This window comes from Blastomonas sp. (assembly GCF_041747255.1).
Lineage (GTDB): Bacteria > Pseudomonadota > Alphaproteobacteria > Sphingomonadales > Sphingomonadaceae > Blastomonas.
In genome coordinates, this window is the sequence record NZ_JBGTFM010000101.1 from 1 (window position 1) to 10,786 (window position 10,786).

Annotated in this window: 12 protein-coding genes; 8 read left to right on the forward strand and 4 right to left on the reverse strand. The window is 63.0% G+C overall.

The annotated features are described in order from the left end of the window. The coding region (locus ACEW8G_RS03415; RefSeq protein WP_373487044.1) for an AMP-binding protein at positions 1 to 735 on the forward strand (735 nt) is incomplete at its 5' end. A 121-nt stretch (positions 736 to 856) separates the two neighbouring features. After that, positions 857 to 1,858, forward strand: a complete 1,002-nt coding sequence (locus ACEW8G_RS03420; RefSeq protein WP_373487045.1) for an NADP-dependent oxidoreductase — start codon at positions 857 to 859, stop codon at positions 1,856 to 1,858. 37 nt (positions 1,859 to 1,895) lie between these two features. Here ACEW8G_RS03420 and ACEW8G_RS03425 read toward each other — a convergent pair whose 3' ends face one another. After that, entirely contained in the window at positions 1,896 to 3,155 is a 1,260-nt protein-coding gene (locus ACEW8G_RS03425; RefSeq protein WP_373487046.1) for a dicarboxylate/amino acid:cation symporter, read from the reverse strand. A gap of 199 nt (positions 3,156 to 3,354) precedes the next feature. Between ACEW8G_RS03425 and ACEW8G_RS03430 the strand changes: the two genes are divergently transcribed. The 3 genes from ACEW8G_RS03430 to creD all read left to right on the forward strand — a co-directional run bounded on the left by ACEW8G_RS03430 (position 3,355) and on the right by creD (position 6,796). Further along, positions 3,355 to 3,915 carry a PH domain-containing protein gene (locus ACEW8G_RS03430; RefSeq protein ID WP_373487047.1) on the forward strand — a complete coding sequence of 187 codons (561 nt, stop codon included), beginning with the start codon at positions 3,355 to 3,357 and terminating at the stop codon, positions 3,913 to 3,915. Between the two features lie 20 nt (positions 3,916 to 3,935). Next, positions 3,936 to 5,249 carry a M20/M25/M40 family metallo-hydrolase gene (locus ACEW8G_RS03435; RefSeq protein ID WP_373487048.1) on the forward strand — a complete coding sequence of 438 codons (1,314 nt, stop codon included), beginning with the start codon at positions 3,936 to 3,938 and terminating at the stop codon, positions 5,247 to 5,249. Between the two features lie 185 nt (positions 5,250 to 5,434). After that, on the forward strand, positions 5,435 to 6,796 hold the full coding sequence (creD, locus tag ACEW8G_RS03440) for a cell envelope integrity protein CreD (RefSeq protein ID WP_373487049.1): 1,362 nt from the start codon (positions 5,435 to 5,437) through the stop codon (positions 6,794 to 6,796). 15 nt (positions 6,797 to 6,811) lie between these two features. On the opposite strand, the gene ACEW8G_RS03445 is transcribed toward creD, so the two are convergent. After that, positions 6,812 to 7,147 carry a hypothetical protein gene (locus tag ACEW8G_RS03445; RefSeq protein WP_373487050.1) on the reverse strand — a complete coding sequence of 112 codons (336 nt, stop codon included), beginning with the start codon at positions 7,145 to 7,147 and terminating at the stop codon, positions 6,812 to 6,814. Between the two features lie 23 nt (positions 7,148 to 7,170). Next, entirely contained in the window at positions 7,171 to 7,854 is a 684-nt protein-coding gene (locus ACEW8G_RS03450; protein WP_373487051.1) for an EI24 domain-containing protein, read from the reverse strand. A 135-nt stretch (positions 7,855 to 7,989) separates the two neighbouring features. On the opposite strand from ACEW8G_RS03450, the gene ACEW8G_RS03455 reads away from it, so the two are divergent. Next, positions 7,990 to 8,988 carry an adenosine kinase gene (locus ACEW8G_RS03455; protein WP_373487052.1) on the forward strand — a complete coding sequence of 333 codons (999 nt, stop codon included), beginning with the start codon at positions 7,990 to 7,992 and terminating at the stop codon, positions 8,986 to 8,988. Positions 8,989 to 8,998: 10 nt separating this feature from the next. On the opposite strand, the gene ACEW8G_RS03460 is transcribed toward ACEW8G_RS03455, so the two are convergent. Further along, complete coding sequence (locus ACEW8G_RS03460) at positions 8,999 to 9,421, reverse strand: hypothetical protein (protein WP_373487053.1); 423 nt, start codon at positions 9,419 to 9,421, stop codon at positions 8,999 to 9,001. 240 nt (positions 9,422 to 9,661) lie between these two features. On the opposite strand from ACEW8G_RS03460, the gene ACEW8G_RS03465 reads away from it, so the two are divergent. Both ACEW8G_RS03465 and ACEW8G_RS03470 read left to right on the forward strand, forming a co-directional pair. Next, positions 9,662 to 10,201, forward strand: a complete 540-nt coding sequence (locus ACEW8G_RS03465; RefSeq protein ID WP_373487054.1) for a peroxiredoxin — start codon at positions 9,662 to 9,664, stop codon at positions 10,199 to 10,201. A gap of 84 nt (positions 10,202 to 10,285) precedes the next feature. Next, on the forward strand, positions 10,286 to 10,786 hold a 501-nt coding region (locus ACEW8G_RS03470; protein WP_373487055.1), incomplete at its 3' end, for a 2'-5' RNA ligase family protein.

Below are 10,786 nucleotides of genomic sequence, written 5' to 3' on the forward strand. Positions count from 1 at the left end.
TCGATGCGGGTACTGCCTTATGGCGCATCGCCGATCCCGCTCGATGTGCTCAGTCGCTCGATGCAGATGTTCCCCAATGCGCAGTTCGTGCAGATGTACGGCGCGACCGAGACCAGCGGCACCATCGTCTATCTGCCACCCGAGGACCACGATGTCGCGGGCACGCCGCGCATGGCCGGGTGCGGCAAGCCGTTTCCCGATGTCGAACTGCGCATTGTCGGTGAAGACGGGCAAGACCGCCCGGTTGGCGAGGTCGGCGAGGTCTGGGTGCGCGCGCCGCTCGTTATGGCGGGCTATCACAATCTGCCGCAAGCCAATGCCGCGGCTTTTGTCGATGGCTGGTACCGCACCGGCGATGCGGCTTTTATGGATGCTGACGGCTATCTCTATCTGTTCGACCGGTTGAAGGACATGATCGTTTCAGGCGGCGAGAACATTTACCCGGCAGAGGTCGAGAACGCGCTGCACCATCATCCGGCGGTGCGCGATTGCGCGGTGATCGGTGTGCCAGATGCGCGCTGGGGCGAGGCGGTCAAGGCCATCGTCGTGCTCAAGGACGGTGAGACAGTGGACGAAGCCGGGCTGATCGGCTTCGCGCGCGAGCATATCGCAGGGTTCAAATGCCCCAAAAGCGTCGATTTCGTCAGCGAACTGCCGCGCAACCCGTCGGGCAAGGTGCTTAAGAAGGAACTGCGCAAGCTCTACTGGCAAGAGGGGGCGCGGCAGATCGGGTGAGTTTTTTCGCCAGGCGTTCTCCGGCGAATGCCGGAGCCCAGAAGTCAGAGTGCACTGCATGCGCCCTGGTTTCCCGCGTTCGCCGGATAACGGAACACAGTCAAAGTCAGGAGCCAAACACATGACCACCACCCGCCAATGGTTGATCGCAGGCCGCCCGCGTGGCCGTCCTGTCGAGGATAATGATTTCGAGCTGGCGACGATCGATCTGCCCGCCCCCGGCGCGGGTCAGATGCTGCTCAAGACGCATTATCTGGGCTTCGATCCGGCGCAAAAGGGCTGGATGGAGAACATCGCCGATTATGTCGCACCGACCGAGATTGGCGAGGTGATGCGCGGATCGGGGATATCCGAGGTGATCGAATCGAACGACGGCAAATTCCCTGTCGGCACGATGGTGATCGGATCGACCGGCTGGACCGAATATCATCTTTCCAACGGTGACGGACTTGTGCCTTGCGACCCGGCGCTGCCGCCCACCGCGATGATGTCGGTGCTCGGCACCACCGGGCTCACCGCGTATTGCGGGCTGTTCAAGATCGGCAAGCCCGTCGCGGGTGATACGGTGCTGGTCTCCGGTGCTGCGGGCGCAACCGGATCGGTGGTTGGGCAGCTGGCGAAGATCGCGGGTTGCCGCGTCGTCGGTATCGCAGGCAGGCCGGACAAATGCGCATGGCTGGTCGAGGAGGCCGGATACGATGCTGCGATCGATTATAAAGCGGGCGGGCTGAAGGCGGCGATCAAGGCGCATTGCCCGGGCGGCGTCGATGTAATCTTCGACAATGTCGGCGGCGCAATCCTTGATGATATGCTGGCCCATATCGCGACAAACGCGCGCGTGGTGATTTGCGGCGGGATCAGCCGTTATGAAACGGGCCAGATGCCAGCAGGCCCGCAGAACTATTTCAACCTCATCTTCCGGCGGGCGACAATGACCGGCTTTATCGTGCTCGATTGGGCGGCGGAGTTCCCGGCGATCCGCAAGCGGCTGGCGGGCTTCGTGCACGACGGGCGGCTGACCTATCGCGAAGATATCCAGCACGGTTTTGAACATGCACCGCAAACGATGCAACGGCTGTTTTCCGGTGCCAATCGTGGCAAGCAGATGCTAAAGCTTGACTGAATGCACGGCTCTATATGGCTGGATGGCTTGACTGGTATCACGCCTCCTGTGCGCCGGCAGGAAGCGGGGCTTCACCCAGTTCACCCTCCATCGCTGCCACGCTGGTGGCCACCGCCAGATCGCCGGTGACATTGATCACCGTGCGCCACATGTCGAGAATGCGATCAAACGGCAGCAGGAAGCCGATCACCAGAGCGGTTTGCCCGGGGGTAATGCCGATGACATCAAGCACCGCAGCCATCAGGAACAACGATGCCGAGGGCACCGACGCGGTTCCGATCGAGACCAGCACCGTGGTGAGCGCGATGGTGGCATAGTCGCCAAAGCTGAGGGGCACCCCGAAAATCTGCGCGGCAAACACCGCCACAGCCGCCACATACAAGGCTGTGCCGTCCATGTTGATTGTTGCGCCAAGTGGGATCACCGAAGACGCGACCGCAGGGCGGATGTGCATGCCCTCTTCGGCGGCGGTCAGCGTGGCGGGCAGGGTCGCTGCACTTGAGCTGGTCGAAAAGGCGAGCAATTGCGGTGCGCGCGCTGCGGAGAAAAAGGCCAGCGGGGATCGGCCCGCGAACAACCGCACCATCCCGCCATGGACCACGATCATATGCGCCGCGCCGCCAAGATAGATCACCAGCACCAGGGAAAAGACGGTGACAAACGCCGAGACGCCTTCGCTCCCCATTACCGCTGCAACCAATGCAAACACGCCGATTGGCGCGATCTCCATCACGATATGCGTGACCTTGAGCATCGCTGCCGAACCAGCGGCGAACAGGCGGGTCAGCGGCCTTGCGGTCTCGCCTGCCATGAGCAGCCCGGCGCCCAGCAGCACACCGAAGAAGATGATCGCGAGGATATCGCCCGAGGCAAACGCAGCGAAAACATTCTCGGGCACGATCGCCATCAACCGTTCGCCAAGCGGCATCGGTGCAGCGATCGGCTCGCCTGAGCTGACGGCATCAAGCGTGACGCCGCGCCCGGGCTGCAGGATCAGCGCGCCTGCCAGCCCGAACAGGATCGCCACAAAGGTCGTGGCCATATACAGGACCATTGCTTTGAGCCCGATCGCGCCCAGTTTTGCCGGTGCCGCCATCGCAGCGACCCCCGAGACCAGGGTTACGAACACCAGCGGTACGATCAGCATGCGGATCAGGCGGATGAACAGATCGCCGATCCATTGCAGTTGCGCGGCTGCAGGACCCATCAGCCAGCCGGTCAATGCCCCGAGCACAAGCGCGGCCAGAATCCGTTGCCACAGGGGAATACCGAACCAGAGCGCCGCAAAGTTTTTCATGCGCAGCACCAATGCACGGACTGGTCCGATGGTTCAACCCGTGCCTGGCCCAAGGGGGGCGCGGATCAGCTTTGCGCTGTCCACGGCAAACCGCCACGTCCATCACCGATCGTTCGCTCGGCCATTTACCGGACGCACGCCGCTCTGTATGACCACGTCTGGAAGGCGGCAGACATGACGTCTCATGGAGGTTTGGGGCATGGAACCGCGCGATATTACCCACAATCGGCCAGCAACACGTCGGATGGAGGAGGCGCAGCGCATCGAGTTTCGGTCCTCGACCTTTGCCTGGCTGTTCCAGTCGGGCACCGGCTGGATCATCCTGGCGGTTGCTGCAGCGATCATCGCGGGCGGCAGTTACGCGGGCTATTGGTGGCAGACAGTGCTGGCTGTCGCTGTGCTGCTCGGCGGCTACATCGGCTGGAACCATATCGAAAACCGTACCAGCCTGTTCTGGCTGGACGGCGAGCGGCTGTTCATGCGACGCGGCATTCTGATGCGCAGCGAAGAAGAGGTCGAGCTTTACCGGATCAAGGACGTGAAGGTGTCATTTTCGATCATCCAGCAGCTGTTCAACGCCGGGACCGTTCAGATCACGTCATCGGATGCGAGCGGCACGTTGAAGGCGGTTGCGCCATCGGGACGCACGCTGATCATTGTCACCCATGTGCGCGATGCGCGCGCGATCCGCGCAGAAATCCGCGATCGGGTGGAGGCCATCCGCCAGAAGCGCGGCGTGCGCGAATTCGATATCGGCTAACCTAGGAGCAACACCAAGCCATGACATTGAGACATTTCGCGCTGGCGCTGAGCGCCGCAGCGATTGCCATCGCGACGCCGGCCGTTGCCAAGCTGACATCGCAAGAGACGCGCATGGTGGCGGCGGTCAACAAGGGGCAAGACCGCTGGGTCAATGTGCTGGAAGCGATCACACTGCAGAACAGCGGCACGCGCAATCTTGAGGGCGTGAAAAGGGTCGCCGACATGGTGACGCCCGAATTCGAAAAGCTGGGCTTTGCGGTCGAGTGGGTAGACCAGAGCGCGGCCAAGCGCGCCGGACACATCATCGCCACCCGCACCGGCAGGCCGGGCAGCACCAAGATGCTGCTGATCGGCCATCTCGATACCGTGTTCGAGCCGGACTCGCCGTTCCAGGGAGTCAAGCGGCTGAGCGATACGGTGATGGAAGGCCCGGGGATCGAAGACAACAAGGGCGGGGTGATCGTGATGCTCGCAGCGCTGGAGGCAATGCAGGCGGCTGGCACGCTCAGCGCCGCGACGATCACCATCGTGCTTACCGGCGACGAAGAGGATGTCGGCGAACCGATTGACGTGGCGCGCGCCGATCTGGTCAAATGGGGCCAATGGGCCGATGTCGCGCTCGATTTCGAAGGGCTGAGCCGTCAAGACGGCAAAGACATGGGGGCGATCGCGCGGCGTTCGTCGAACAGCTGGCAAATCAGCGCGACCGGCAAGGAGGGGCATAGCTCGGGCATTTTCTCGGCCAGCGCCGGGCATGGCGCGATCTACGAGCTGTCGCGGATCATCACCCGTTTTCATGCCGAACTGCCCGAAGACAAGCTGACCTTCAACGTCGGGCTAATCGCTGGCGGCGCGGTGGCAGAGCTTGATGCAGACCTGGTGCGCGCGCAGGCCACCGGCAAAACCAACATCATCCCGGCGACCGCCGTAGCGCGCGGCGATTTTCGTACCCTGAGCGACGAGCAGACCGAACGCGTCAAGGCGAAGATGCAAGCGATTGTCGCCGATCATCTGCCCGGCACCGGGGCTGAGATCCTGTTTGAGCAAGGCTATCCGCCAATGGCGCCGACCGAGGGGAACCGCGCCCTGCTGCGACGGCTGAATGCGATCAACGCCGATCTGGGGCTGGAGGCGATGGCCGAACTCGATCCGCTGAAACGCGGTGCGGGCGATATCTCGTTCGTCGCACGTTATGTTGACGGGCTGGTTGGCATGGGGCCGGCGGGCGAAGGTGCGCATGCGCCGGGTGAAACCATCGATCTGCCGAGCATCACGCGTCAGGCCAAGCGCGCTGCGATATTGATGAGCAGGCTGGCGATGGAGAAGCGATAAAAAAGCTGTGGTGAGAACCGACGACCCCGGATGCTAGCAGGCATCGAAAGGTAGGCGCCCCCGGCCCTCGCACAGCCAATAGCGACCATTTGTGTCAAATTGTGTGCGCCAATTCACAGCGCGTTCACTTTTACCGCGCGATAGGCGAAGCGTTCTTTTTCAGCGATGAAGCGTTGGGGTATCCGATGAACAAGCAGCGCAGCCCCGGCTTCAAACTTGGCATGACGGTGTTGATCGGGGCGCTGCTCGCGATCCCGCTGTTCATGGTCTATGCGCTCGTCTGGGACCGGCAGAGCCAGTCAGAAACCGCGCGCGCCAGCGTGGCGGAGGGCTGGGGCGGGCCGCAGATGCTGGCCGGGCCAGTGATGGTCATTCCCTATCGCCAGCAGTCGGTCGAGACGGTCACCGAAAATGGCCGTGCAACATCGCGCGCGGTGACGGTTGAGCGCGAGCTGTATCTGGCGCCGGTGCTGAACAAGGCTGCTGTCGCTGTGTCGCCCGAGCGGCGGGTCAAGTCGATCTACGAAACCGTGGTGTATGAAGCGCGCGTCAAGGGCGATGCCCGCTTTGCGCTTCCTGCCGATCTCGCACGGTTCGGGGTGAAGCCCGAAGAGTTGCTGCTGGATCGCGCTGAAATCCGCATCGGCATATCGGATGCGCGCGGGCTGCTCGCTGACAACGGCATCGCGATGGCGGGCAAGGCGCTGCCTTTGCGCCCTGGCAAAGGGCTTGGTGCCACCAACGGATCAGGCTTTTTCGCCTTTGCTGACTGGTCGGGTGGCATCGGAGCGCCGCTGGATGTCGCCTATCGCTTCGGGGTACGGGGCAACGGCCAGTTGACCCTGATCCCCGATGCCGAGGCGACCGAATGGACAATCACCTCAAAATGGCCGCACCCCAGCTTTGGCGGCCAGTTTCTGCCCAATGCGCGCAACGTAACCGACAGCGGTTTTTCTGCGCGCTATGCGATCAGCAATCTGGCGCTGGGCCGCGCGGTCGTGCAACTGCCGCAGGCGGGCGACATGGCATCGCGCGAGGTATCGCAGGGCGCGCAGATTGACCTGATCGAGCCGGTCAATCTCTACAGCCAGGTCGACCGCGCGATCAAATACGGCTTCCTGTTCATCGGCTTTACCTTCCTCGCCTTCCTGATGTTCGACATCATCGCCGGGGCGCGCGTCGCGGCGGCGGAATATCTGCTCACCGGGGCGGGTCTCATCCTGTTCTTCGTGCTGCTGCTGGCCTTTGCCGAGATCATCGGCTTCACACTGGCTTACCTCGCCGCATCGGGCGCGATCATCGGGCTGATCTCGACCTATAGCGCCGCCGTGCTGGGCAGCCGACAGCGCGCGGGGTTCATCGCGGGGTTGCTGCTCGGGCTCTATGCGCTGCTTTATGTGCTGCTCAACCTTGAGGCCTATTCGCTGATTATCGGATCGGTGCTGCTGTTCGTGGCGCTGGCGGCGGTGATGTATGTCACGCGCGCGGTCGATTGGTCGGGCATCGGCAAGCGGGAGGGTGACGCGGCTGGCGAGACCACGCCTTAGCGCGCGCCGGCTGGCCTATTTACGCAAAGCCTCGACGCAGGCCACCCGGTCGACCGACTGGCCGTCGCTGCGCCGTGCGTCAATGTAGGTCACGATCTGCGTGCTGCCTGCGCCTTCCGGATAGAGATAGGCATCGAGAATGCAGCCGGTGCCGACGAACTGCAGCTTGCGGCCATCGAATTCCCGCACGTCGAGCCTCGGCGCGCCAAATAGCTGCTCCAGGTCACGCGCCGATTTGCCGATCACCGCCTCAAGCCCCTTGGTCGCCATCGTCGTGCTGCGCGCAGGCACAGGGCGCGTGGGCGAAGTGACGTTCTGCGGCGCGGCGCATGCCGCGAGCGCCCGTGTCATCGCGGAGGCTGCAAGTACGCGCGTCATGCGGCGGGTTGCGCGGCGCGGGACTGATGGAACAGATGAGTGGCCATAGCGGCGGCTATAATCGGCGCGAGCAGATTGACCAAGGGCACAAGCAGCAAAAGATTGGCGACCAGCCCAAGCACGAAACGGTTGGGCCGGGAAAGCAGCGCTCCGGCTGCGCCCGGGTGCCGCGCGGCGACCATCTCTGACAGGTCGCGCCCCACCAGCACGGCGTTGAGCGCCAGAAACAGCATCGGCGCGCCGACCCCGGTGAACAGCAGCACCACCGCCACCGGCAGCGCGATGATATTATAGGCCAGCGCGCGGCCAAAGCTGCGCAGCGCCATCGCCACCGACGGGCCAAATGGCAGATCGGTCGTGCTTGCCGCTGCATCAGGATAATGCCGCCGTTCGACCGCGATGACGATGCGGTCAGCAAACAGCTGTACGATGGCGATGGCCACCACGCGCCACCAGAACCACATCATGATGATCGTTGCGACCACCGCCAGCGCGCCGCTCCACTGGTTGATCTGGGCACCAGAGCCAACCGTGCCCGTCCCCAATTCTGTCAGGCCCCACCACAGCAGCCACCCGGTTGCCGTGAAAACCAGCAGCGCGCACAATATGGTCCACAGCAGCGCCATCAGGATTGCCCGGTCGCCGAGCTGCCCCAGGCTTTTGAAGAATGCGCTGACCATGGCTTTGTCGTGTCGGCCAAAGCCGTGCGCCGGTCAATCGCCGATGGTGCTCGCAGCCAATAGTGCTTGAACCGGCGGGGCAAGGCCGATAGGCGGCGCCAAAGCGTTTCATGCAAACAGAAAGAGCCTGACCCGATGACCACTGCCCCCCGTTTTGACGTCCTCGCTATCGGCAACGCAATCGTTGACGTGATGGCCGCCGCCGATGATGCATTGCTTGCGCGCGAGGGGCTGCACAAGGGCGGCATGGCGCTGATCGATGCCGAGCGGGCAACCTCGCTCTATGCCGCGATGGGTCCGGCGCAGGAGATCAGTGGCGGCTCTGCGGCCAACACCTTGGCGGGCCTTGCGGGCCTCGGCTGCACTTGCGCCTTCGTCGGTCAGGTCGCCGATGATCAGTTGGGCGAAGTATTTGCGCATGATGTGCGCGCGATGGGCATCAGCTTTACGACTGCTGCGCGGCCAAGCGAACCGCCGACCGCGCGTTGCCTCATCCTCGTCACGCCCGATGGCCAGCGCACGATGAATACTTTTTTGGGTGCGTCGCAGTTTTTGCCGGCAAGCGCGCTCGATGCCAGCCTGATCCGGGATGCCGCGATCCTCTATCTCGAGGGCTATCTGTGGGACCCCGAAGAGCCGCGCGCAGCGATGCGCGCTGCAATTGACGCGGCGCGTTCTGCAGGGCGCAAGGTGGCATTCACGCTGTCCGATGCCTTCGTGATCGACCGGCATCGCAGCGATTTTCTTGACCTGATCGATCAGGGCCAGATCGACATCCTGTTCGCCAATGATGCCGAAATCCAGTCGTTGGCGCAGATCGACAGCTTTGAAGGTGCAGTGGCCGCGATTGCCGACAAGGTGCCGCTGCTGGTGGTCACGCGCAGCGCCGATGGCGCGATTGCGGTGCGCAATGGCGAGCGGTTCGAGGTCGCAGCAGAGCCGGTTGACAAGGTGGTCGACACCACCGGCGCGGGCGATCTGTTTGCCGCAGGGTTTCTCGCAGGGCAGACCCAGGGCAAGGACATCGAGACCAGCCTGCGCATGGGGGCGATTGCCGCTGCCGAGATCATCTCACATTTCGGCGCGCGGCCGACGGTCGACCTGAAGGCGCTTACCGCGCAGAAGCTGGGCTAGGCGCGCCCTTTCAGCGGCTCCAGCGGCGACGCTTTGCCGTCGCCGCCAGCCACAGCCCGAGGGCGACAGAGCCCGCGACCAGCGCCTGAAAGCCGATCACTTCGGCGGTGAGATAGCTGGTATCCAGAAACAGCCATGCGTTCTGGAGGACGAGCCCGATGGCCGAGAGCACGAACAAAAGTTGCGCAATATTGCGCCGCAGCAACAGCGCGATGCACGCCGCTGTGCCCGCGACGGTGGCCAGCACAAACCCGGCATAGGCATAATCAGGCCGGGCCGCATACAACGCCTGCTGCGTCTCGGGCATCTCGCTGATATCGCCAAAGCCGGTCGCCGGATCGAACATCAGCGCGATCAGCCCGATCACGTTCCACACGAGCAAGGTGATGCCGATCAGCCAGAACCAGCCGAGCGGGCGAGACATGATCATCATGACGGCAACCTTCCTGAGCGCGCGCATACCGCTCGATGCCGGGAAATTGGAGCGAATTTGAAGCGGTTGCAAGCGCTATGGATATTCGGATGTGCCGGATCAGCCCAAGTTTGAACCAGCAACCCGACGCTGATCGATAAATTCGATCAATCTGGACGGCTCAATTCATTTCACTTTGCGCACCCGGCTTCCTACATGCTGCAATGCAACACGATACCCCATCTGCACAAGGATTTTAATATGATTGAACGCACAGTGCCCAACGTATGCCTCAAGACGCGCGTGCGCGATGACAGCATCGAAGGCCCCAACCCGTTTCGCTGGCAGGACCAGCTGACCGGCGACCTGTTCGCGGGCAAACGCGTCATTGTCTTCTCACTGCCCGGCGCGTTCACGCCGACCTGCTCCAACGCGCAGGTTCCGGGTTTTGAATCGCTGTATGACGATTTCAAAGCCGCCGGTATTGACGAGATCTACTGCATTTCGGTCAATGATGCGTTTGTGATGCATCAGTGGGGCAAGACGCTTGGCGTCGAGAAGGTGAAGCTGCTGCCCGATGGCTCGGCCGATTTCACCCGCCGAATGGGCATGCTGATCCGCAAGGACCATGTCGGCTTTGGCGAGCGCAGCTGGCGCTATGCCATGGTCATCGACAACGGCGTCGTCACCGACTGGTTTGAAGAACCCGGCATCAACGATCAGGGTCTCGACAGCGATCCTTATGGCGAAACCGCGCCTGAAAAAATTCTGGAAACGATCAAGGTGCGCGAAGCCGCCTGATCCTTTCCTTCATTTCCCCCAGCGGGTCGCAAGCGGGGGCGCGGAGCATTGCTGCTTCGCGCCCCTTTGCGTATGCGTGAGCACATGCAAAGCCGCGCCCCGATCATCATGACCGCATTGATGGGCGCGGCCGATCAGGCATGGGCCGATGGCCTGCGCCGCGCGCATTATCCGCCCGATCGCAACCAGGTGGGTGCGCATATCACGCTGTTCCACCAGCTGCCCTGTCTGGCCGAAGCCGAGGCGATGGCGCGCGCGGCGCAGCTCGCGGCTGAATTTGCAGCGCCCGATGCGCAGTTGAGCGAGTTGATGAGCCTGGGCGGCGGGGTTGCGTTTCGCGTCCATGCGCCAAGGCTGCTCGTCATCCGCGCGCAGTTCGCCGATGCGATGCACGGCCTGCTGACCACGCAGGACCAGGGCACGCCGCGGTTGCATATCACTGTGCAGAACAAGGTGGAGCCAAAGGTCGCGCGCGCGTTGTTGGCCGAACTGTCTGCCGGGTTTCAACCGCGTCCGCTGGTCATCGCCGGGCTCGCGCTGCACCGTTATCTGGGCGGGCCGTGGCAGCCGCTTGGCACATGGCGG